Source organism: Archangium violaceum (genome assembly GCF_016887565.1).
Lineage (GTDB): Bacteria > Myxococcota > Myxococcia > Myxococcales > Myxococcaceae > Archangium > Archangium violaceum_B.
Genome location: NZ_CP069396.1, coordinates 11,412,597 through 11,434,222, shown reverse-complemented (window position 1 = coordinate 11,434,222; position 21,626 = coordinate 11,412,597). Strand labels below are relative to the sequence as shown.

Below are 21,626 nucleotides of genomic sequence, written 5' to 3'. Positions count from 1 at the left end.
TGGTCCAACACGAACACGGAACACGGGCCCGCGGTGCGGCACGGGGCGTCCTCCTGGGGATGCTGGTGCTGGCGTTGGGGCTGGGGTGCGCCCGGAGGGCGCCCGAGGGAGCGCGAGTGGAGACGACAGTCTACGTGGCACGCCGGATCCGGACGCTGGATGCGAGGAGGCCGGAGGCGCAGGCGTTGGCGGTGCGCGAGGGGCGGCTGTTGGCGGTGGGGACGAAGGCGGAGGTGCTGAAGGCGGCGGGCGAGGGGGCGCGGATCGTCGACTACGGGAGCGCGGTGGTGGTGCCGGGGCTGGTGGACGCGCACGCGCACCTGGCGGGACTGGGGTGGAGCCTGACGGTGGCGAGGCTGGAGGGAGCGCGCTCGGTGGACGAGGTCATCCAGCGTCTGGGGGATGCACCGTCCACGAGCTTCCAGGGGGACTGGCTGGTGGGAAAGGGATGGGACCAGAACGGGTGGCCGGGCAAGAGCTTTCCGGGACGCTCGGAGCTGGACGCGCGCTTTCCGCGGACGCCGGTGTACCTGACGCGGGTGGACCATCACGCGGCGTGGGTGAACGGGGAGGCGCTGCGGCGTGCGGGCATCACGCGCGAGACGAGGGATCCGGCGGGAGGCCGCATCCTGAGGGACGCGAAGGGGGAGCCGACGGGCGTGCTAGTGGACAACGCGATGGACCTGGTGGCGGGGGTGGTGCCGCCGCCGACGGACGAGCAGCTGGAGGCGAGACTCTCGGCGGCGCTGGAGCGGTGCGCGGAGGTGGGGCTGACGGGGGTGCACGACGCGGGGATGGACCTGAGGACGTTCCGGCGGCTGCAGATGTGGGACATGGCGGGGAGGCTGCCGGTGCGGGTGTACGCGATGGCGGACGGGCAGGGAGGGGACCGGCAGACGTACCTGGAGCTGGGGACGTACAGCGGGCGGATGTTGGAGATGAAGTCGGTGAAGTTCCTGTTGGACGGGGCGCTGGGCTCGAGAGGGGCGGCGCTGCACGAGCCCTACAGCGACGCGCCTGGGGAGACGGGGCTGTTGCTGATGGAGCCGGAGGAACTGTCGGCGAGGACGTGGGCCTTCATGGAGAGGGGCTTCCAGGTGTGCATCCACGCGATTGGAGACCGGGCGAACACGTTGGTGGTGGACACGCTGATCCGAGCGGCGGCGGGGACGGGGACGAAGGCGCTGAGACACCGGGTGGAGCACGCGCAGATCTTGAGGCCGGAGGACATCCAGAAACTGGGGGAGGCGGGGCTGGTGGCGAGCGTGCAGCCGACGCACGCGACGAGCGACATGGGGTGGGCGGAGGCGAGGCTGGGGGCGGAGAGGCTGAAGGGGGCGTACGCGTGGAAGAGCCTGAAGGAAGCGGGGGCGGTGCTGGCGCTGGGGAGCGACTTCCCGATCGAGAATCCGGACGTACTGGCGGGGCTGTACGCGGCGAGGACGCGTCAGGACGCGGGGGGAAAGCCCGAGGGCGGGTGGCAACCCCAGGAGCGCCTGACGGGGGAGGAGGCGTTGGAGGGCTTCACGGTGGGACCAGCGTGGGCGTCGTTCGCGGAGGGGCGAAGGGGGCGTCTGGTGGAGGGGATGGACGCTGACTTCACGGTGCTGTCGGTGGACCCGGTCGCGGACGAGCCCAAGAAACTGGTGGACGCGAAGGTAGTGGCGACGGTGGTAGACGGTCGCGAAGTCCACCGTTCGCCCTGAGCGATGCTCCCTCTCCCTCTGGGAGAGGGCTGGGGTGAGGGTCTACCCCGCTACCCGAACAACCGTGATCGAGCCGTCTCGGCGATGGCGACAACAGCGGGGTGCCTGAGTCGCCGCTCGACGGAGATGGCGTAGAAGCAGGTCTCGATGTCATCGGTGTGCCCGATGACGGAGACATTGAACTGTCGACACACCTCCTGCTCGATGACGGAGGGGGCGGCGAAGACGCCGTGGCCGCGCTGCCCGAAGGCCAACAAGAGGGCGTAGTCATCGAAGTCGCCGGTGATGACGGGGTGGATGCCGCGGGAGTCGAACCACATTTCGAGGGAGCGGCGGACGGAGGAGGCGTCGGAGGGGAGGAGGACGGGGGCGCTATCGAGGGAGCGAGGGAAGCCCTTGGACAGGTGAGCGAGCCTGGGGGCGGCGAAGAAGGAGACGCCGCACTTGCCGAGCAGGTGGTTGAAGGAGCGGACGCTGACGGGCTCGGGGGAGGGGGAATCGGCGAGGACGACGTCGAGCTCGTGGAGGGCGAGGGAGGCGAGGAGCTGGGGCAGAGGACCTTCGCGGCAGGTGATGCGGAGGTCAGGGGAGACGTCGAAGGCGGGCTGGAGGAGGCGCTCGGCGACGAGCTTGGGGATGACGTCGGTGACGCCGACGGCGACGCGGAGGCCCTGACCGGAGGGCATGCCGTTGACGACGTTCTTGAGCTCGTTGCCGAGGCGGAAGATGTCCTCGGCGTAGCGGAGGACGGTGCGGCCGACGTCGGTGAGGACGAGGCGGCGGCCCTGGCGTTCGAAGAGCTTGTGGCCGAGGGACTCCTCGAGGAGCTTGAGCTGGGCGCTGATGGTGGGCTGGGCGAGGTGGAGCTCCTGGCTGGCCTTGGCGATGGAGCCGGCGCGGGCGACGGTCCAGAAGTAGAGGAGGTGGTGGTAGTTGAGCCAGCTCACGCAGGGGCCTCCGGGGGAGATGGCGGGGATTTAACGGAAACGCACGGGGCGTGCGGGCGTGGAGGAGGGGAGGGCGGCCGGGCGTGCGAGCGGGGAGGGGGAAGGAGGGGAAGTGGGGTGGAGTTGAAGAACCAGCTTGACGTGAGGGCCGAGTCCCCGTAAATCGCCCCTACTTCGCGCGGTTGAGCAGAACGCCCAGGTAGCTCAGTTGGTAGAGCAGGGGACTGAAAATCCCCGTGTCGGTGGTTCGATTCCGCCCCTGGGCACATCAACTCCCTCGGACTTCGAGGACTTAGTCAGTCCACGGAGTCCAGGGAGTCCATTTGTAGCGCGGGTGTCTGCTACAAATGCGCTACGGTCTGCTCCCACGGCAGCGACGACCCGAGTAGCAAGCTCCCTCGTTGGCAGCCTGCCGTAGACCCCACTCAGCCATCCGCGTGCCCGCATGTCCCATCATCGGGGCGATGAGGTCCGGTGGTGCGCCCTGGGCTAAGGTCGCGAGGGTGCGGCGGAGAGCGTTCGGCGATCAGTGGGCGATGCCAATGCGGGCGCAGGCGTCATGGAGATCGAGTCGATGGTGACGATGGGCACTTCCCGGTGCCGAGTTGCCCGCTTGGTTCCTCGCAGGAGGACCACGGCCGCGGTCTGTGTGAATCCTGGGTGCATACGGACGACTGACGAATAAGGCTCGCCCGCTCGCCGCTCTGAACCACACGAACTGCGGGAGAGCCACAAGATCGGGGCATGCTCACTGCCAAGACAGTACTGTGCATCGGGGGCATAGGGACGTTGACCTCGGGGAGCGCCATGAAGATCTGCGCAATCGTCGCGTTGCTGTTGCTCGCGTCAGGTTGCGCAACGACGCGAATCGTGAACCTGGACACTGGACAGGGGGCGCCGAGCGTCTGGCAACCCGTTGAGACCAAACCTATTGAAATCGATGAAGCAGAGTTCAAGAGGGCTGTCGTGCAACTCATGCTCGACTTGAAGCTGAATGTCATACATGAGGAGCCCGAGCAGGATGCCCGGCTTTTTCTACTTGCTTCGGCTGGAGGGGTGGTTGACGGGGCCCAGGGGCGCACGATGGCCCAGTCGCATGCACGGATCGGACAACAGCAGAGTGACCCCAGAGCGCGGCTGAATCTGCTCGCGGGGGAGTTGACTCTGGATCCGACGCAGCTGCGCATGATGTCGCTCTTCTTCGCATTCGATACAGTCTGGGAAGGCGTCGAGGAAGCGGTAAAGGACTTCGCGGACCCTGCTGCCCTCCGCACAATGGTTGTGTCCATGGTGGGGACCGCACTTGTGATGTTGGTTGCACCCGAGCCCATCACCAAGCTTGTTGCGATTGCGTTAACGGCATCATTGATTGCGTATCTCGGCACCGGCCCCGTGTGGAACCTCGGACAGGGATTCCTGCGGCTCATGGAGGAGTCAAAGAACGCCCGTACCATCTCGGAGTTGGAGGATGTTGGACACCGATTCGGGAAAGTGCTCGGAGACAATGGTGCTCGGGTTCTGGTTATCGTCGCCTTGTCCGTTCTCGGCGGTAGGAACGCCACGGCTGCGCAGGGCTCCAAGCTACCAGGCGCGGCGCAGGCGGCGTTGAGGGCACAGGCCGAAGGCGGGTTTCAGCTATCTGCGGCGTGGACAGGCGGGGTGCAATCGATTGCCATGCCTTCAGCGGGAGTGCTGAATGTCGTACTTGCCCCCACGGCCGTTGCAGCGGTCGCCATGGGCCCCGGGAGTGCCATGCAGGGCGACCCCGAAGGCGACATTCACCACATCTGCACGAACAAGAACGAAATCTCCGAGGCTTCTGGCGGCCCATGGACTCCGCTGTTCGAGCGCTATTTCAGGCTGGCCAGGATGGAACTCAATGACCCTGCGAACCAGGTGCGCATCAAGGGGCACAAGGGACCTCACTCTCGCGAGTACCACCAGGCCGTGTTGGACCGGATCGCGAGAGCAATGCAGGGATGCCGGGGGGCCGCGCAGTGCCGGGCCGCGTTGGTTGACGAACTGGCAAAGATCGCGAAAGACCTTACAACGGCGGGTACAGAGCTGCGGAAGCTGGTCACGAAGAACCCCGAGGCATGACCCATGGAGCGACGCTTTTTCCGGCTAGGCATTGACGTGGATGTGGCGGGGCGCTGGTACCTGGGAGAGCCGACTCGCCTTACCGGTCAGGAGCTAGAGGACGTTTGGGAATTCAGCTATGGTCGGCCCGTCGAGGTTCGCGAGCGACTGCGCGTCTCGGTTGACCGACCCGGGAGGCCACTGGACTTCGACACAGCGGGGGTTGGGCAAGCCCCCATCGTCAACGTGCGAGTGGCCGCTGTCTTCCGTGAGATGGCCCCCAACGATGTTCAGCTCTTTCCTGTCGAGGTTCAAGGACAGGCCGAGACTTACTATCTTGTGAACGTGGCGCGGACAGTCCGGTGCATTGACGATAAGGCGAGCGCAGAAGTTCAGTTCTACAGTGCGGGAGATGGGCGGCCAGAGCGAGTCGGGGAGTACCGCTCAGTGATAGGTCTGCGCATTGACAAGTCGAAGGTTGGCGATGCCCGCGTGTTCCGGCTTTGGGGCTGGCACCCGCCGGTCATCGTTGATGAGGAGATCAAAGCGGCCCTGGAACGAACTGGCATGGTGGGTGGGCGATTCGACGAAGTCTGATCAGAAGTTCGTTATTTTTGCCCGACTTGGATGCACTGCCTTAATACGGTCGGGAAGGTTCCCCATCGAACGCCCGCGTCGCACTGCCGAGGTAGCCATGTCCACAGAAGCCTCCCCCGCCGTGTTCATCCTTCCGGGCCTCTACAACTCGGGCCCCGAGCATTGGCAGACCCACTGGGAGCGGGAGCGGACGGACTGCCAGCGCATCGAGCAGGCGGAGTGGAACACACCCCGGAGGGAGGACTGGGTGGCCACGCTGGAACTGGCCATCGCGGGAGCGCGGCGGCCGGTGGTGCTCGTGGCACATAGCCTCGCGTGCATCCTGGTCGCGCATTGGGCAGCGGCGCATCCCGCCAATCATGGCAAGGTCCGCGGTGCCCTGCTGGTCGCGCCCAGCGACACGGAGGCCCCCGGCTTTCCGGCGGGAACGAGCGGCTTCGCGCCCATGCCGCGCCAGCGGCTCCCGTTTCCTTCAGTAGTGGTGGCGAGCACCAATGACGCGTTCATCACGATGGAGCGAATCACCGGGCTTGCCGCGGACTGGGGAGCGAAGCTCGTGAACGTGGGCGCGAAGGACCACCTGGGCAGCGCGGCCCGCCTTGGCTCTTGGCGCGAAGGCCAGGCCTTGTTGGAAGAGTTGCTCCAGGCTGCTGTACGGGGTCACGGGACGTAGACTCTGGGAGCGTGACACCTCAGCGCTGGGCGACCCGGCGCAGCTTCTGCGGCCGGTCCTTCACCAGACTCCGGTACTGGTCGGTGAGGTACCTGGCGAGCAGATCGATGTCCTTGGGCGTGTTCTGCAATTCGTTCCACTTGCGCGTGCGGCCATTGCCGAAGTCCCAGGTGCCCGAGGTCCAGTGGCAGAGCTTCTCGAGCGGCTGGAGCGCGGCCGCGTACTGCTGGACGGTGGGGGGGCGCGCCGTCTCCATGAGGAGCGCGCTGGCGTCATCCATGATGAGGCCCATGCTGATGATTCCCGCGCCATGCATGAGCCGCGACTTCTTGGGAGGCTTCCCCCAGGCCTCCTTGAAGACCTGGGAGACCGCCGTCCAGTAGTTGCGCAGCAGCTCCATCATGGGCTCGAGGCCATCCTCCGAGTCGCCCCGCTTCCGGACCTCGTAGAGCGCGCCATCGATCAGGCTGTGCTCGAGCATCTTGAGGATGGAGTTGTCCTTGATGATGCCCGTGGGGTGCGTGGCCGTCTGGATCATCTCCCGGAGCGGAGAGCGCTCATCCTGGTTGAGCCGCACCATGAGCTGGGCCGGGAGCCGGCGGCGGCTGAGGGACGAGGGGAGCTGGGCGCGGGTCTGCGGGAGCAGCTCGTACAGGAGCGCCTTGGACAGGGGCTTCGTCGAATTGACGAGCATGAACTGCTCGGCCTGCTGGCCGATGTCGTCGGTGATGAAGGCCGTGACGCAGATGGGGAAGCTGTCGATGGCCGCGTCGCGGATGGCCGCCAGTCGCTGCTGGCCATCCACGATGAAGCCCGGCTTGTCCTCGTCGGGCTGCTCCTCCATCGGGATGATGATGAAGCCCGGCCGCGAGTAGACCTCCTTGGAGGGAGGCTTCGTCTCCGCCGGCTTGAAGCGCACGCGCGAGTCGAAGGCCAGGATGACGGCGTTGGGCACCATCGGCGAGGGGCTCTCGAGGTAGTTGCGGATCTCCTCGATGTGCGCGAGGGCCTCGGGCCGCTGGTAGCCGTGCAGCTGGCCCTCCCTGCGGCTCACGCGCGAGATGGTGGCGAAGCGATGGACCAGCTTCCCGTCCACCGCGAACGAGTACAGCGTCCGGCCCTTGGACTGGCGCACTTCGACGGCGGGAAGCTTCAGTTCTTTCGGCATGTCTCTTCCCTCTCCCTCACCCGTGGGCGCGCGCCTTCGCCCGGCGCGCGCGCGGACCCATTTCCTCCTGGAACGGGGAGCCCTCGCCCAGCCCGCGCTCGTGCATCTGGCGATACAGCGTCCAGATGTTGTGGAAGCCGCGCCTCCGGTTGCGCTCCGCGCCCCGGAAGAGGATGACGTGGTGTTTCAATTTCCCGCACACCTCGCACGCACAGCGGCGCCAGGGCGCATTCTCCAGCGTCTGCTCGTAGGCGGCGGCGTGGTCGTTTCTCTTCGGCTTCGTGTCCGGGTCGTAGAGCCGCTCGTACTCCAGCAGCACCTCCAGCGTCTGGCGGACCGTGCGCCGGCCCTGATCGAACAGACGCATGGACTCCAGGCACTCGCGCTCCAGCCGGCGCGCGCTCTCCTGGGACACCTGGCCGGCGAAGATCTTCTTCTGCAGGTCGGGGTTGCCTTCGATCTGCGGGATGCGGATGGCCGTGTACTTGTGCCCGTCCAGGTAATAGTTGTCGCGGGCATCCTTGAAGGCCTGCCGCAGTGGGGACGTGCTGTCGAAGGAGGCGATGCCCAGGCGGGAGAACTCCTGGAGGTGCTCGGGGCGCGTCACGCCCAGCAGGTGCAGGCGGGTGCCCGGCTTGCGGACCGCTTGAATCTCCTCCAGGCACAGGCGGATCTCCTGCGTCTTGAGGGGAACCATGCCGCCCAGGGCGATGTAGTCGTAGCCCATCTTCTGGAGCGCCTTCACCGCGGCGGCGTAGGACTTCGGGCTCCACCCCTGGGCCACCCCGAGCGGCTTGAAGGAATGGCCTCCCGCCTTGTGCTTGCGCAGGAACTCCCGGGCGCGCTCGAGGGTGAGCTGCTGCCGGGCGCGGATGGCGGGGGAGATGACGTCCTCCTCGGCGCCCGGGGCATCCGCGGCGGGGTCGAACTCAAGGATGACGTGGTCGAGCGACACACCGTAGTGGAAGCGGCAGCTCTCGTAGAAGGCGAGCACCTCGTCGACGGAGTACGGAGGCTCCTCCTCGTCCACGTAGGTGAAGGCGCCGCAGTCGCCCATGATCTCCAGCGGGTAGGGGGCGTTGTCCAGACGGAAGAACTGGGGAGCGCCATCGCGCTGGAGCCGACGGCGCTGGGACAGGGTGTAGCGGCTGCCCAGGACGCCGAAGCCGTCGACGATTCCCTTGGACACCAGCAGGCCGTCGAAGGCGGGCGTGGAGAAGACCTCGTGGGCATAGAGGTCGTCCCGCTGGCGCTGGCGGGTCATCGAGCGGCGCTCCAGCTCGAAGTCGAAGGAGGGATCGACGAGATCCTGGCTGTCTGGCAGGAAGAACTTCACGCGAGCATCCGGAGGTGGAGGAGGGGCTTCGGGGGGAGGCGGCTCATGGGCGCTCCTGGAGCTCGAGGAAGAGCCGGCGGAAGCGCTGCTGCTCGCAGGCGAGGCCGCTGTCGCGCAGCCGCCGCAGCATGGCGCTCCATGTCCGTTGCTCCGTGCGCATCTCCCGCGCGATGAACCGCCGTACCTCGTCGTCCGTCATGGGCGTCCGCTGCAAGCGCGGTGGAGGCGCGCTGCGGTGGATCAGACGCCCGTAATAACCCTGGACCCTGGCGGCGTCCAAATCCGTTACGTCCTCCCCGCTTGCGCGCCTCAGCAGGTCCTTCGCGATCCGGACACTCAGGGCATTCCGGGTGCCGCCCAGGGCGGCCTGGAGCCGGGCGCTCGAGGGGACCCAGTGGGGAGCGAGCACGCCCCGGGAGGTGGGGCCGGGCGCGGAGATGACGAGCAGGTGCTCGGGGCGGCGCAGGGCGCGGGCCGCGAGTGCCAGGTCCTCCTCGAGCGCGCCGAGATAGGAGGGCGAGGCCACCACCAGGATGCGGGCGTCGGGGGAGGAGCGAGCCAGGTGGTGGAGGAGCCGGGGCTCTCCGGGCGCGGGACCCGTCTCGCGGGCGAGCGCCATCCACCACTGCCGCGACAGGGCGCCGGTGGACCGGGAGGGGTGGCGAGGGACGACGGAGTCCTCGTCGTCCCGGGAGAAGGTGGCCGAGTAGGGGCGGATGGGGGCATCCGAGGGGATGAGCCCGTAGCCGGCCGAGGCCACCCAGAGCCGGGGCCGGAGCCGGGCCTGGAGGGCGAGGGGAGGCAGCTCCAGGACGACGCGCCAGTGCTCGCCCGCGTACAGGGACTCCGCGGGGAGGGTGGGGTGCGGGTGCTCGTGAAGGCGGCTCCACCAGCGCCGGGCCCGGAGGTCGGGCTTCGTCTCGCGCAGCTCCCGCAGGCGCAGCTCCGGGGGCACCGGAGCCCGCTTCCTCTTGGTGCAGCTGGCGATGATATGGAGGTCCGTGCGCATGGCGGGGGGAGTGTTGCAAGGTGCGTATACCCAGAAATAATGGTCGGCGGGTCGATTCCGTGCGTCGGGTAGTCTGACCCGCGGTGGCTGGTTCTCGGGGTGAAGTCCACGCGTCATGCCCGTGGACTTCACGGAGACGGTGAGGACGGCAAATGTAGTGTTTCTGGATATGACTTGGGAAGTCATATCGCTGGAGAAGGAGAGAAGGAAGCTCGACGGGCGGGCGAGATGGGTACCAGGTGTGACGAGCCCTCGCCCGTTCGCCCCCCGGGCCGCCCCATGACATGGGCTGTGGTGGGCCGCCTGCCATCCGGTAGATTCCCGCCTGCCAGGACCCCATCCCGGGGGTCTCCCTGGCAGGAGTTCGGAGTTCCATGACGCCCCAGGTCGAAGAGACGGACGTGCTCATCGCCGGATGCGGCCCGGTGGGTGCGCTGACGGCCAACTTCCTCGGTCTATACGGGGTGCGGACGCTCGTCCTCGAGCGCGACCTCACCCCCCACAGCCAGCCTCGCGCCATCACCTGTGACGACGAGGCCATGCGCATCTACCAGTCCGTCGGCCTCGCCAACGTCCTGGATGCTCATATGTACGACTGCCCCGAGGTGGAGTTCGTCGGCGCCTCGGGTGAGCTCTTCGCCCGCGTCGTCGCCCAGGGGCTCGACTTCGGCTTCGGCTTCCCGGTCCTGCGCTTCTTCAGCCAGCCCTATCTCGAGCAGGTGCTGCGCCAGGGGCTCTCGCGCTTCCCCCATGTCGGCTTCCAGCTCGGCCATCGCGTCGAGTCCTACACGCAGGACGCCGAGCGCATCTCGGTCTCCGTCCGCGATTCCCAGGGCGCCGAGCGCACCGTGCGCGCCCGCTATCTCCTGGCCTGTGATGGAGGCCGCAGCACCGTGCGCCAGCTCGCCGGCATCGACATGGTGGGCTCCACCGACGAGGAGGGCACCATCGCCATCTCCCTCCTCCTGCACGACACGCCTCCGCCCATCAGTCGCATGATCTGCGACCCCTACCGGCACATCTTCGTCACCCGCTGCGCCGGCAACGAGATGCGCATCGAGTGCCGGATCCGCCCCGAGGAGAAGCACGAGGACCTGCTCCGGCCCGAGCGCATCCGCGAGTTCATCGCCCCCCACGTGGACCCGGATCGCGCCACGATCCTCCGCGCCGCCGCCTACATCACCAACAGCCGCGTGGCCTCGCGCTGGCGCGATGGGCGGATGTTCCTGCTCGGCGACGCCGCCCACCTCATGCCGCCCTTCCTGGGACAAGGGCTCTGCTCCGGCCTGCGCGACGCCGCCAACCTCTCCTGGAAGCTGGCCGCCGTGCTCCAGGGCCACGCCGACGAGCCGCTCCTCGACTCCTACGAGCAGGAGCGCCGCCCCCATGCACAGGCGATGATCGAAACCAGCGTGAACATGGGCAAGGTCATGCTCACCGGCAGCCGCCCGGTCGCGTTCCTGCGCGACAACCTCCTCAAGGCGCTCCACCGCATCCCGCGCGCGCAGCGCTTCATCCGCGACTTCGAGTTCAAGCCCCAGCCCCTCATCACCCGCGGCTTCATGCTGGGGGGCGCGCGCGCCCACCGTCAGGCCCCCGAGGGGTCCTACTTCCCTCAGCCCCGCGTGGGCGTTCCGGGGGGAGGGCTGCTGCGGTTGGATGAGCTGCTGGGCCCCGGCTTCTCGGTGGTGGTGCACCCGGACACTCCGGAGGCCTCGCGCCGGGCCGCGCAGGCGCTCGCCGACAGCATCGGCGCCCGCTGCGTGCGCATCATCCCTCCGCGCTCCGGCGTGGCCGAGCCCGGCGAGGCGGTGGACGTCGAGGGCAAGCTCGACGCGTGGTTCCGCGAGCACCACGTGGACATCGCCGTCCTCCGCCCGGACCGCTACCTCTTCGGCGCGGTGCGCGGCTCGCACCTCAGCTGGCTCACCGCCGCGCTGCGCGGGTGGATCCACGGGCCCCTGCACGGGGAGACTCCGCCCTCGCTCGGGTCCGTTCCCGAGTTCTCGTACGCCTCGGTGGCCTGAGGGCCGGACGGCTCCCTGGGGAATATCCCGAAATTCCTCCCGTTGAGGGGTGCCTTCGCATAGGGAGAGCGGATGCTCAGACAGAAGTTGCTCGTCACGGGGTTGGTGCTGCTGGCCGGTTCGGCCGCGTGCGCCCAGGGTCGCGCCGCGCGGACCGAGACGTCGGCCACCGCCACGTCCACCCAGAAGCCCGGCGCCAACGTGCGCACGAAGACGCTGAAGAACGGGTTGAAGATCATCGTCTGGTCGGACCCGGACAACCCCAGCATCTCGCTCTACGACTGGTTCCGCGTGGGCAGCCGCAACGAGCGCCCCGGCATCACCGGCCTGTCCCACTTCTTCGAGCACATGATGTTCAACGGCGCGAAGAAGTACGGCCCCGGTGAGTTCGACCGCGTCATGGAGGCGCACGGCGGCAGCAACAACGCCTACACCTCCGAGGACGTCACCGTGTACCAGGACTGGTTCCCGCGCTCGGCGCTGGAGCTCATCTTCGACCTGGAGGCGGACCGGTTGCAGCACCTGTCGTTCGACCCCAAGGTGGTGGAGAGCGAGCGCGGCGTCGTCTACTCGGAGCGGCGCTCCAGCGTGGACAACAACAACGCCGGCCTGCTCATGGAGCAGGTGCAGTCCACCGCCTACGTGGCCCACCCGTACCAGATTCCGACCATCGGCTGGCCCTCGGACATCGAGAGCTGGAAGCAGGAGGACCTGGAGCGCTACTTCCGCACCTACTACGCGCCCAACAACGCCACGCTCATCGCGGTGGGGGCCGTGACGCCCGAGGAGATCTTCGCGCTGGCGGAGAAGTACCTGGAGCCCATCCCGTCCCAGCCCGCGCCCGAGCCGGTGCGCACCCAGGAGCCGCCGCAGCTGGGCGAGCGCCGGGTGGTGGTGCGCAAGCTGGCGCAGGCCCCGCTGCTGCAGATGGCCTTCCACGCCTTCAAGGCCAGCGACCCCGAGGCGCCCGCGCTGGAGTTGCTGGTGCGCATCCTCACGGACGGGGACTCCTCGCGGCTGCACCGGCGCCTGGTGGAGGAGGAGCAGGTGGCCATCCACGTGGAGGGCTACCGCGCGGCCGGCTTCGACCCGGGGCTCACATGGCTGCTGGTGGACCTGCCGCCGGGAGGCGACCTCGGCAAGGTGGAGGCGCTGCTCGACGAGGAGCTGGGCAAGCTGGTGTCCGCGGGCGTCACCGACGCGGAGCTGCGCAAGGCGAAGAACGGCGTCGTGGCGGACTTCTGGCGCAACCTGGAGACCAACAGCGGCCGGGCGCAGGCGCTCGGCACCTACGAGGTGTTCCACGGGGATTGGCAGAAGCTCTTCAGCGCGCCCGAGCAGTACGAGGCGGTGACGCGCGAGCAGGTACGGAAGGTGGCCGGGAAGGTGTTCGCGAAGAACAACCGCACGGTGGGCGTGCTGGTGCCCGAGGCCCCCGTCGAGGCGAAGAAGGAGGCGGCGCGATGAAGGTGTTCATGGGGAAGGTGGCGCTCGCGGCGCTGCTGGTGGCCTCCACGGCGGGGGCCCAGGACGCGAAGGCGCAGCGCCCTGCGGCGCAGCAGGCCCAGGTTCAGGACGCGGTGAAGCTGCCCAAGGCCACCGTGCTGGAGCTGAAGAACGGCGCGAAGCTGCTCCTGGTGGAGAAGCGCGAGGTACCGCTGGTGTCCTTCAGCGCCAAGGTGCGCGGCGGGGCGCTCGGAGACCCGGAGGGCAAGGAGGGCCTGGCCGCGCTCACCGCCGAGCTGCTCCAGAAGGGCGCTGGCGCGCGCGATGCCCGGCAGTTCGCCGAGGCGGTGGACAGCGTGGGCGGCTTCATCGCGGTGGCTCCCGGCCGCGAGGCGCTCGACGTGTACGGGCAGTTCATGTCGCGCGACACCACGCTCATGGTGGAGCTGCTCTCGGATCTGTTGATGCGGCCCCGCTTCGACCCGGCCGAGCTGGAGAAGACGCGCGAGCGCATGGTGTCGGAGCTCGCCGCCGCGAAGGATGGCGACCTGCGCGGCATCATCGGCACCTACTTCCATGCCTTCCACTTCGGGACGCACCCGTACGGCCGTCCGGTGATCGGCAGCGAGGCGTCGCTGGCCACGCTCCAGCGCGAGGACGTGCTGGCGTACGCCAAGGCGCACCTGGGCGGTGACCGGCTCATCCTCTCGGTGGTGGGCGACATCGACGCGAAGAAGCTCGCGAAGCAGCTGGAGGCTGCGCTCGGGGGCTGGGCTCGTGCGTCCACGCCGGCCCCGGTGGCTCCGCCCACCCAGGCGACGAAGGGCCGGCGCGTGCTGCTGGTGGACAAGCCCGACGCCACGCAGACGTACTTCTGGGCCGGCAACACCGGCATCTCCCGCACGGATCCCGCTCGCGTGGACGTGGCCCTGGCCAACACGGTGCTCGGCGGCCGCTTCACCTCGCTGCTCAACACGGCGCTGCGCATCAAGTCCGGCCTCTCCTACGGCGCCGCCTCGGTGGTGGTGCGCGACACGCAGCCGGGTGCGTTCGCCGTCTCCTCGTACACGAAGACGGAGTCCACCGAGAAGGCGCTGGACCTGGCGCTGGACGTGCTCGCGCGCTATCGCCAGCAGGGCGTGGACGACACCCTGCTCGCCTCCGCCAAGGAGTACGTGCTGGGCCAGTTCCCGCCCACCCTGGAGACGGGCCGGCAGATCGCCGGCAAGTTGTCCGAGCTCTCCTTCTACGGGCTCGACGCGAGCGACGTGGACGACTTCGCCGCCCGGGTGGCCAGTGCCGACAAGGCCCGCCTCCAGGCCTCCATCCAGCGCGTGCTGCCCTCCGGGGATGACCTCACCGTGGTGCTCATCGGCAAGGCCGCGGACATCCGTGACGTGGCTCGCAAGTACGGCACCGTCACCGAGATGAGCATCACCGACCCGCACTTCGCTCCCCGGGCCTCTGTGAAGAAGTAGACACCCGCGAGCGCTCGCGTCCCCAAGGCGTCCCTGTCGGCTGACGGGGACGCACTGGGAGTCGTTTGACATCCGGGAAGAGCCTGGTCTTCCATGATGTCATGCGAAACCAGATATTCACGATTTGCGCTGTGGCGCTGGTGTCCTCCGCGTGTGGCGGCGAGGTGGCCGTCGACGAGGGCACGGAGGCTGGCGAGGCGGTCTCGACCCGGAAGCAGGCGGCCTACTCGGGCGTGAACGGGACGTACTGTCTCGAGAGCCCGTACAACTGCAAGCTGCAGGACCCCGGCGGCAATCGCGTTCCCACGAACGATCCCGCCGACGACAACTGGGGCCTGGTGACGGGCGTGCCCATCCGTAACGGCAACGGCACGGTGATGGGCATCAACAACCGGACGAGCTCGGCCTTCAACTACGGCCAGACGCGCACCTTCGCCAACGAGCTGCATGCCTTCGCGGTGTCGACGTCCAACTCGAGCGCCGGGTGGCTGCCGATCTCGGCCATCCTGGGGCGCACGTCCTTCGAGCAGAAGGTCGGCCACGTGTCCGCGCTGGGCGCGGGCCTGGCGAAGCTGGGCTGCTACGCCGTGCGCAACTGGCATGACCCCGCCCTCGAGGTGAAGAAGGTGGTCTACGACACCACGTCGAGCAACGAGCGCGCGGGCGACTACCTGCCGCTGGTGCGCGCCAATGGCCTGCGCTCGGTCAACCTCGCCTTCAACGTGCCGGGCTTCGGCCTGGGCGGCCCGGCGGTGGACCACTGGCCGGCGGGCACGAAGTTCCAGCGCCTGGACGTGCCGACCGACGGCGGCGCTCCGTCCATCGACATCCCGCTCTGGGTCCAGGACAGCACGGGCCGCTACCGCCAGCAGTCGGGGACGATGAAGTTCATCTACGGCTACGTCATCGCCGCCACCACTGGCACCAAGCGCAACGGCTGGATGGCGTACGACGCGCTCGAGGTGAGCTCCGGCTGCCCCTGAGCCGCTGAGGGCGCCGCATGGCCCGCCACCCCCGCTACTTCGGCAGGGCGGCGTAGCGGGCCATGCACTTCTGGTAGCGCCTGTTCACCGACTGCGCGAACCACGCCGTGGAGCGCTCCGAGCTCATCTTCGGGCTGCGGATGACCACCGTGGGCAGCTGCGCGTAGACGGGTGTCTCGCCCGTCACCTCCTGGTACGCGCGCTTGATGGCGTTCCAGGTGTCCGTCTCCTCGAAGGCGAGCTCCTTCTCCTGCAGCGCGTCCTTGCGCACCCGCCGCTCGCTCAGGTCGTCCGAGGCGTACCGCTGCCGGAAGGCGAGCAGCGCCTTGAGCGAGTTGCTGTCCTGGTCCAGGGGCTCGCCCTGCTTGTCGTAGGCGAGCAGGTCTCCATCCGTGACCAGGTTGATGCCGGTGAGGCGGCTCACCTGCGCCTGCAGCGCCGCGTTGCGCGAGGCGTAGAAGCCCGCGTTGTAGTCCGCGAAGCGGTAGATGGGGTCGTCGTAGTGGGCCTCGTAGCCGAGCAGCCGCGCCGTGCCGTAGTACACCCCGCCGCCGCGCGTGTAGAGCTCCTCGCGCACCCGCTGCATCGCCTGCTCGTCCCCGCCGGCCAGGTCCGCCGAGAACTTCACGCTCACCTGCATGGAGCCGGCGGTGGTGATGGGGTTGAGGTCCTCCAGCCGCGTGGACTTGAAGAGCGAGCTCGCCAGCTGCGCCGCGGCGTAGGACTTCGGGTACTCCGTCTCGTAGAACTCCAGCAGCTCGCGGAAGATGCGGTCCAGGTCCCGCTCCGTCCGCACCAGCTTGAGACGCTGCTCGAAGGTCTGCGTCTGGCCCGGGGCCTTGCCCTCGAGCAGCGCCTTCACCGCGGGCGGCCCCAGCGGGCCCAGCTTGTCCGCGTAGGCGTCCAGCCGCTGCTGGACGATGCGCGCCAGTCCCGCCACCGGCGGGTTGGACTCGAAGCCGGACTCCTGCTCGATGACGGCCAGCACCGAGCACACCGCCTCCGCCGAGGGGTACAGCCGATGCGCCTCCAGCGCGGCCATCACGTCCTCCGCCCAGCCCTCCCGGTCCTTCTCGTCCGGGGGCATCAGTTTCGCCGCCTGCTCCACCGTGACTCGCGGCGGGAGGGGGGGCTCCGTGGGGCGCACGTTGCGGGCACACGCGGACAGGAGCGCGAGCAGTCCCAGCGCCAGCAGGCCCGGCGCCCGGTGGAAAAATCGCGCACCATCGCAGCGGGTCGGGACGGAGACAAGTGGCTTCGGAGCGAGGTTTACAGCCCCTGAAATAGAAAAAATCCTGAAAACCATCAGAGCCTCTTGAATGCGGTCTAATACGTATGTCAAGACACAGTTCTCTTCTTCAGAGGGGGTATCGCCTTGGCTCATCGACTGTGGAGAACCTTCTGCGCGGCGTGGCTCGGTGCCAGTCTCGCGGCTTGCGGCTCGACGACGGACGTCAACGAGGAGGCCGTCCGGGCGGGTGCGAAGGACGTGGACATCCAGGCGGCCCTGGCGCGCTTCAAGGACGCTCGGGTGGTGGCCACCAGCGACTCGGGCGTGCCCTACGTGGTGAGCGGCAACCTGGGCGCGGTGAAGGGCGTGGCGGACAAGGTGGGCGCGCTCCGGGCGAACGACTCGCTGCGCGCGGCGCTGGAGGACATCGCGCCGGTGTTCCGCGTGAGTGGTGAGGACCTGGTGTTCAAGCGGGCCTCGGTGGACGAGCGCGGCCACCAGCACCTGCGCTTCCAGCAGACGCTCAACGGGCTGCGCGTGGTGGGCGGCGAGCTCATCCTGCACGCGGACGGGGCGGGTAACATCTACTCGGCCAACGGTTCGCTCCGGGCCGGTGAGCGCGGGGCGGCCCAGGCCAGCGTGGCGCCCGAGGCCGCGCTGCGAGCGGCCGTGGACGGCTCCACCGCGCGAGGGGCCTCCGGGAGCGAGGCGAAGCTGGTCTACGTGAGCACCGAGGGCAGCCAGGAGCCCCGGCTGGCCTACGAGGTGCGCGTGCAGGGCGAGCGCGACGGCATGCCCGCCGACGACCTCGTCTACGTGGACGCGCGGCGCGGTGGCATCCTGCTGGTGAACCCGCTCATCCACTCGGCCCTCAACCGCAAGGTGTACTCGGCCAACAACGGCACCAGCACGCCGGGCACCCTCAAGCGCAGTGAGGGTCAGGCGGCCATCGGCGACAACCACGTCGACACCAACTACGACAAGCTGGGCGACACCTACAACTGCTACAAGACGCTGTTCGGCCGCGACTCGTACAACAACGCGGGCGCCACGCTCATCAGCACCGTCCACTACAGCTCCAACTACGTCAACGCCTACTGGGACGGCACCCAGATGGTGTACGGCGATGGCAACGGCACGGACTCCATCGCGCTGGGCCTGGACCTGGACGTGACCGTCCACGAGCTGACCCACGCGGTGACCGACAGTGAGTCGGACCTCGTGTACTCGGGTGAGTCCGGTGGCCTCAACGAGTCCATGTCCGACATCTTCGCCGGTGTGTGCGAGAGCTGGTCGCGCAACTGGGCCGTGGACGCGGACGTCTTCAAGATTGGCGAGGACATCTGGACGCCGGCCACCGCGGGTGACGCGCTCCGCTACATGGACGACCCGGCCAAGGACGGCGTGTCGCTCGACTCGTACGCGGACTACGCCGGCCAGGACGTGCACTACAGCTCGGGCATCAGCAACCTGGTGTTCTCGCTGCTGTCCAAGGGTGGCACGCACCCGCGCGGCAAGACGACCAACACGGTGCCGGCCATCGGCCCGGAGAAGGCCGGCCGCATCTTCTACAAGGCCAACACGGACCTGTTCACCTCCAGCACCACCTTCGAGCAGGCCAAGACGTACACGGTGCAGGCCGCCGAGGCGCTCTACGGCGCGGGCTCGGCCGAGGCCGCCGCGGTGACCGAGGCCTGGAAGGCCGTGGGCGTGCCGCCTCCGCCGCCGGTGCTCACGCCGCTGAGCAACGGCGTGGCGGTGAGCATCTCCGGCAGCTCGGGCAGCAAGAAGTACTACACGCTGGAGGTTCCCGCCGGCCAGAGCAGCCTGGTGTTCGACATCAGCGGCGGCACGGGTGACGCGGACCTGTACGTGAAGTACGGCGCCTTGCCGACCGCCAGCAGCTATGACTGCCGTCCGTACGCGAGCGGCAACGCGGAGAGCTGCCCCTTCACCAACCCGGCCGCGGGCACCTGGTACGTGATGGTGAATGCCTTCTCGGCGTACTCGGGCACCTCGCTCAAGGGCACGTACAGCACGGGCACGGGTGGCACGGGCACGCCGGTGACCACGACGGTCAGCGGCAGCGTGGCCTCGGGCGCGAACGTCAACTACGGCGCCTACAGCGTGGTGGCTGGCACCAAGTTCAAGGTGGTGATGACGGGCTCGGGCGACCCCGACCTGTACGTCCGCTTCGGCGCGGCGCCCACCACCACCACGTACAACTGCCGTCCGTACGCCTCGGGCGCCTCCGAGACGTGCGACCTGACGGTGCCCGCGGGCCAGAGCAGCGCCTACGTGATGGTGCGCGGCTACACCGCGGCCACCTACAGCCTGACCATCAGCTACACCAAGCCGTAGTCCCGACGTACAGGATGGGTTGAATGGCGGGCGGTCCTTTTCATGGGGGGACCGCCCGTCGTCTTTTCCTCAGCGCCGCAGCTCGATGTCGCGCGCGAGGCTCTCTCCGCCGCCCACGAGGTCGAACGAGGCACGCACGGGCATGCCCTCGGTGATGCGCTTGAGGGGAATGTGGCGGCCCCGGCGCAGGCCCCGGCTGCGGTTGTCGATGCGCAGCTCGTAGACGTTGCCCTCGTTGTCGCTCACCTCGATGGTGTCGGGCCGCACGCGCCGCACCCGCCCGTCCACGGTGCCGCTGGCGATGATGACCTCCTCGACGGGGTCGGAGGCGGAGACGCCCGTGTTGCCAGCGCGCGCGGCCTCGGCGGCCTGGCGGAACCAGGCACGCTCCTCGTCCTCCTCAGGGCTTGTGCGGACGGTGCGGCGCTCCGGCCACTCCCATGCCTCGGAGTCCGTCTCCAGCAGTCGTGAAGGAGGTTGCTCCTCATCCGTCACCTGGGTGGTGGCGATGGGGAGCGGGGGAGGATCGGCCTTGCTGGCCTCAACGGGGAGCGGCGTGAGCTCTGGTAACTCGACGACATCGATGGTCTTGCCGGGGCGGGACTCGGCTGGGGCGGGCACCGCGATCTCCGGCCCCGCGGGTTTCCGGCATCCCGTCGAGCACAGGACGCTCCATGCCACCAGCCCCAACCCCATCGCCCATCTGGACATCCCACACTCCCGGCGTTCTCCCGCCGGGGGAAGGTGGGGAGCCAGGGGCGGGGCGGCAAGGCAGGCCCCGGCGTCCTGTTCACTGGTGGCTCAGCGCACCGGTCCGCCGACCCGGGCCTGGATGTTCTGGAAGTCACTGCTGACGATGGCCTCCTGGCCTCCGCCATAGCCACGCGACTCGATGAGGGAGCTCACCTCGCGCGCGCGTGCGCCGGGATTGGGGTGGGTGGCGAAGAAGGAGCTCACGAAGTTGGGCTTGGAACCTTCCAGCTTCCCGAGCTTGTCGAAGAAGCGCGCCATCGCGGCCGGGTCATACCCGGCAGTGTCCAGGTACTGCAGACCGCGCTTGTCCGCCTCGCTCTCCATGCCGCGGGTGTAGGCGGCGAGGTAGCCCTGGGAGGCGATGGCACTGCCGAGCTGGGCGAGGACGTGCGGGTCGTTCCCGAGCAGGAGTTGCTGCAGGGTGCCCAATCCCACCTGGCTGGCGAGCTGCTGACGGGCATGGCCGGAGGCGACGTGGGCCACCTCGTGGCCGAGCACCGAGGCGAGCTCGGCCTCATTGCTGGCCGCGCGAATGAGGCCCGAGTAGACGAAGATGTGACCACCGGGCAGGGCGAAGGCGTTGACGTTGTCGGGGGCGTCGATGACGGTGAAGTGGAAGTCGAACGGCCGCTCTTTGCCAGGCACCTGGGCAACGAGGCGTTGTCCGAGGGTGTTCACGTAGCTCTGGACCTGGGGATCCTCGAGGACCTTCTCCTGCTGTCTCACCTGGGAGGCGAGCTGGTTTCCGATCCGCAGCTCATCCTGGGGAGAGAGGACAAGCTCGCCGATGGCGCGGGTGGCGGGGCGGGTGGCTGAGGCGAGGGAAGCGCAGCCCGAGCCGAGCAGCAGCGCCAGGAGAGCGGAGGCGAGGACGAGGGGTCTCATATGTCTCCAGATGGACATTGGACCCAGGAGAGACCACGTGGCGCCTGCCCGCTCGGGCGCACAGAAGAAAGCCCACCGAGCCCCCGTGTATGTCCCCTCTCCCTCTGGGAGAGGGCTAGGGTGAGGGTATGGGCCGTACCGTGAGCGCACGTGCCACGGCGTGCACATGCGAGCGAACCAACTCCCGAGCCGCGGTGAGTTCCTCCAGCCTCTGGGGCACATACCCGAGGCACAGCACCACCTCATCCTCCGGGGAGGCGCGAGCGCCCAGGGCGGCGTAGTCGAGGTTGCGCGAGACAGGCTCGCCCTCGGTGTCCGGGGTGAACCGGCCGAACACGGCGGCGTGGGAGCCGCGGCCGGGAGCGGTCTCCTTCAGGGCGAAGAGCTGGCGCACGGCCTCAAGCGTAGCGGGACGGGCGATGAGGGCCTCGGGGTCCACGGGCCCAGCCAGCTCCCACTCCAACAGACGCAGACAACCGCGGACGAGCTCCACGTCGGTGATGACGAGCCCGTACAAATACCAGTCGGCGCACGCGGCCTGGACGAGCCGGGCCTGTGCGTCCGAGAGCCAGGTGAAGGAGGGGCAGGTGAAGGTCTCGCAGATGTCGGCGCGGTAGACGCCGCAGTCGCGCAGATCCGCGCCGCCCGTGACCTTGGGGTGGCCGAGGCAGCCCACGCGGGTGCGCTCGGCATCGAGGAAGCCCAGCAGGGGGCAGACGCGCACGGCGGGGAAGAGGGGAGGCGTGGCCTGGCGGGCCTCGAGCAGGCCGCGAGCCGCGGAGCGCCAGGCCTCGGGCTCCTGGGGGAGGGGGCGGAAGGTGTCGGTCTGCGTGGCGAGACGCTCGGTGAGCGTGGCGCGCGAGTGGTCGCGGAAGTTGTAGAGGCCGCAGCACGCCCCGCAGGAGGCGCCACGGCCGGGCTGGCACAGGTGGAACGAGACGGACATG

General features: G+C 68.6%; 17 protein-coding genes and 1 tRNA gene. 10 read left to right on the top strand and 8 right to left on the bottom strand.

Going from position 1 to position 21,626, the window contains the following annotated elements; genetic code table 11:
- Positions 1-59 precede the first annotated feature (59 nt).
- A complete protein-coding gene (locus JRI60_RS45545; RefSeq protein ID WP_204229376.1) occupies positions 60-1,706 on the top strand; it encodes an amidohydrolase in 1,647 nt (548 codons plus the stop codon).
- Between the two features lie 50 nt (positions 1,707-1,756).
- On the opposite strand, the gene nhaR is transcribed toward JRI60_RS45545, so the two are convergent.
- Positions 1,757-2,653: a transcriptional activator NhaR gene (nhaR, locus tag JRI60_RS45540; protein ID WP_204222343.1), complete on the bottom strand. Its 897-nt coding sequence runs from the start codon at positions 2,651-2,653 to the stop codon at positions 1,757-1,759.
- Between the two features lie 193 nt (positions 2,654-2,846).
- Here nhaR and JRI60_RS45535 point away from each other — a divergent pair.
- From JRI60_RS45535 to JRI60_RS45520, 4 genes are all read left to right on the top strand, one after another.
- Positions 2,847-2,919: transfer RNA gene (locus JRI60_RS45535), tRNA-Phe, on the top strand.
- Between the two features lie 541 nt (positions 2,920-3,460).
- Positions 3,461-4,753: an AHH domain-containing protein gene (locus JRI60_RS45530; protein WP_204229375.1), complete on the top strand. Its 1,293-nt coding sequence runs from the start codon at positions 3,461-3,463 to the stop codon at positions 4,751-4,753.
- A 3-nt stretch (positions 4,754-4,756) separates the two neighbouring features.
- Positions 4,757-5,329 carry an imm11 family protein gene (locus JRI60_RS45525; RefSeq protein WP_204222342.1) on the top strand — a complete coding sequence of 191 codons (573 nt, stop codon included), beginning with the start codon at positions 4,757-4,759 and terminating at the stop codon, positions 5,327-5,329.
- 97 nt (positions 5,330-5,426) lie between these two features.
- Complete coding sequence (locus tag JRI60_RS45520; RefSeq protein ID WP_204222341.1) at positions 5,427-6,002, top strand: RBBP9/YdeN family alpha/beta hydrolase; 576 nt, start codon at positions 5,427-5,429, stop codon at positions 6,000-6,002.
- A 19-nt stretch (positions 6,003-6,021) separates the two neighbouring features.
- Here the strand turns inward: JRI60_RS45520 and dbpB are convergent, their stop codons facing one another.
- The 3 genes from dbpB to JRI60_RS45505 are packed head-to-tail and all read right to left on the bottom strand — an operon-like array spanning position 6,022 to position 9,515.
- A complete protein-coding gene (dbpB, locus tag JRI60_RS45515; protein ID WP_204222340.1) occupies positions 6,022-7,170 on the bottom strand; it encodes a DGQHR domain-containing protein DpdB in 1,149 nt (382 codons plus the stop codon).
- A gap of 16 nt (positions 7,171-7,186) precedes the next feature.
- Entirely contained in the window at positions 7,187-8,506 is a 1,320-nt protein-coding gene (gene dpdA / locus JRI60_RS45510) for a tRNA-guanine transglycosylase DpdA (protein ID WP_204222339.1), read from the bottom strand.
- A 43-nt stretch (positions 8,507-8,549) separates the two neighbouring features.
- Positions 8,550-9,515 (bottom strand): hypothetical protein, encoded by a 966-nt coding sequence (locus JRI60_RS45505; protein ID WP_204222338.1) that lies wholly within the window; start codon positions 9,513-9,515, stop codon positions 8,550-8,552.
- A gap of 374 nt (positions 9,516-9,889) precedes the next feature.
- Here JRI60_RS45505 and JRI60_RS45500 point away from each other — a divergent pair, with 374 nt between their 5' ends.
- The 4 genes from JRI60_RS45500 to JRI60_RS45485 all read left to right on the top strand — a co-directional run bounded on the left by JRI60_RS45500 (position 9,890) and on the right by JRI60_RS45485 (position 15,449).
- Entirely contained in the window at positions 9,890-11,542 is a 1,653-nt protein-coding gene (locus tag JRI60_RS45500; RefSeq protein WP_204222337.1) for a bifunctional 3-(3-hydroxy-phenyl)propionate/3-hydroxycinnamic acid hydroxylase, read from the top strand.
- Positions 11,543-11,614: 72 nt separating this feature from the next.
- Positions 11,615-13,009 (top strand): M16 family metallopeptidase, encoded by a 1,395-nt coding sequence (locus JRI60_RS45495; RefSeq protein ID WP_204222336.1) that lies wholly within the window; start codon positions 11,615-11,617, stop codon positions 13,007-13,009.
- Entirely contained in the window at positions 13,006-14,466 is a 1,461-nt protein-coding gene (locus JRI60_RS45490) for a M16 family metallopeptidase (protein ID WP_204222335.1), read from the top strand. The genes JRI60_RS45495 and JRI60_RS45490 overlap by 4 nt, the downstream gene beginning before the upstream one ends.
- Positions 14,467-14,567: 101 nt before the next feature.
- Complete coding sequence (locus JRI60_RS45485) at positions 14,568-15,449, top strand: hypothetical protein (RefSeq protein ID WP_204222334.1); 882 nt, start codon at positions 14,568-14,570, stop codon at positions 15,447-15,449.
- 34 nt (positions 15,450-15,483) lie between these two features.
- Here JRI60_RS45485 and JRI60_RS45480 read toward each other — a convergent pair whose 3' ends face one another.
- Entirely contained in the window at positions 15,484-16,536 is a 1,053-nt protein-coding gene (locus tag JRI60_RS45480; protein ID WP_239470105.1) for a DUF1615 family protein, read from the bottom strand.
- A 288-nt stretch (positions 16,537-16,824) separates the two neighbouring features.
- On the opposite strand from JRI60_RS45480, the gene JRI60_RS45475 reads away from it, so the two are divergent.
- The gene (locus JRI60_RS45475; RefSeq protein ID WP_204222332.1) at positions 16,825-19,041 is read left to right on the top strand and encodes a M4 family metallopeptidase; all 2,217 of its coding nucleotides are present in this window, start codon (positions 16,825-16,827) and stop codon (positions 19,039-19,041) included.
- 69 nt (positions 19,042-19,110) lie between these two features.
- On the opposite strand, the gene JRI60_RS45470 is transcribed toward JRI60_RS45475, so the two are convergent.
- From JRI60_RS45470 to JRI60_RS45460, 3 genes are all read right to left on the bottom strand, one after another.
- A complete protein-coding gene (locus tag JRI60_RS45470; RefSeq protein ID WP_204222331.1) occupies positions 19,111-19,752 on the bottom strand; it encodes a hypothetical protein in 642 nt (213 codons plus the stop codon).
- A 90-nt stretch (positions 19,753-19,842) separates the two neighbouring features.
- Complete coding sequence (locus JRI60_RS45465; protein WP_204222330.1) at positions 19,843-20,679, bottom strand: M48 family metallopeptidase; 837 nt, start codon at positions 20,677-20,679, stop codon at positions 19,843-19,845.
- Between the two features lie 115 nt (positions 20,680-20,794).
- Positions 20,795-21,625 carry a hypothetical protein gene (locus JRI60_RS45460; protein ID WP_204222329.1) on the bottom strand — a complete coding sequence of 277 codons (831 nt, stop codon included), beginning with the start codon at positions 21,623-21,625 and terminating at the stop codon, positions 20,795-20,797.
- Position 21,626: the final 1 nt, after the last annotated feature.

Bases quoted from the DNA above. Each gene is read 5' to 3' on its own strand.
- JRI60_RS45545 (WP_204229376.1), top strand. From the start codon at position 60: ATGCTGGTGCTGGCGTTGGGGCTGGGGTGCGCCCGGAGGGCGCCCGAG.
- JRI60_RS45530 (WP_204229375.1), top strand. From the start codon at position 3,461: ATGAAGATCTGCGCAATCGTCGCGTTGCTGTTGCTCGCGTCAGGTTGC.
- JRI60_RS45525 (WP_204222342.1), top strand. From the start codon at position 4,757: ATGGAGCGACGCTTTTTCCGGCTAGGCATTGACGTGGATGTGGCGGGG.
- JRI60_RS45520 (WP_204222341.1), top strand. From the start codon at position 5,427: ATGTCCACAGAAGCCTCCCCCGCCGTGTTCATCCTTCCGGGCCTCTAC.
- dbpB (WP_204222340.1), bottom strand. From the start codon at position 7,170: ATGCCGAAAGAACTGAAGCTTCCCGCCGTCGAAGTGCGCCAGTCCAAG.
- JRI60_RS45505 (WP_204222338.1), bottom strand. From the start codon at position 9,515: ATGCGCACGGACCTCCATATCATCGCCAGCTGCACCAAGAGGAAGCGG.
- JRI60_RS45500 (WP_204222337.1), top strand. From the start codon at position 9,890: ATGACGCCCCAGGTCGAAGAGACGGACGTGCTCATCGCCGGATGCGGC.
- JRI60_RS45495 (WP_204222336.1), top strand. From the start codon at position 11,615: ATGCTCAGACAGAAGTTGCTCGTCACGGGGTTGGTGCTGCTGGCCGGT.
- JRI60_RS45490 (WP_204222335.1), top strand. From the start codon at position 13,006: ATGAAGGTGTTCATGGGGAAGGTGGCGCTCGCGGCGCTGCTGGTGGCC.
- JRI60_RS45485 (WP_204222334.1), top strand. From the start codon at position 14,568: ATGCGAAACCAGATATTCACGATTTGCGCTGTGGCGCTGGTGTCCTCC.
- JRI60_RS45480 (WP_239470105.1), bottom strand. From the start codon at position 16,536: ATGCCCCCGGACGAGAAGGACCGGGAGGGCTGGGCGGAGGACGTGATG.
- JRI60_RS45470 (WP_204222331.1), bottom strand. From the start codon at position 19,752: ATGTCCAGATGGGCGATGGGGTTGGGGCTGGTGGCATGGAGCGTCCTG.
- JRI60_RS45465 (WP_204222330.1), bottom strand. From the start codon at position 20,679: ATGAGACCCCTCGTCCTCGCCTCCGCTCTCCTGGCGCTGCTGCTCGGC.
- JRI60_RS45460 (WP_204222329.1), bottom strand. From the start codon at position 21,625: ATGTCCGTCTCGTTCCACCTGTGCCAGCCCGGCCGTGGCGCCTCCTGC.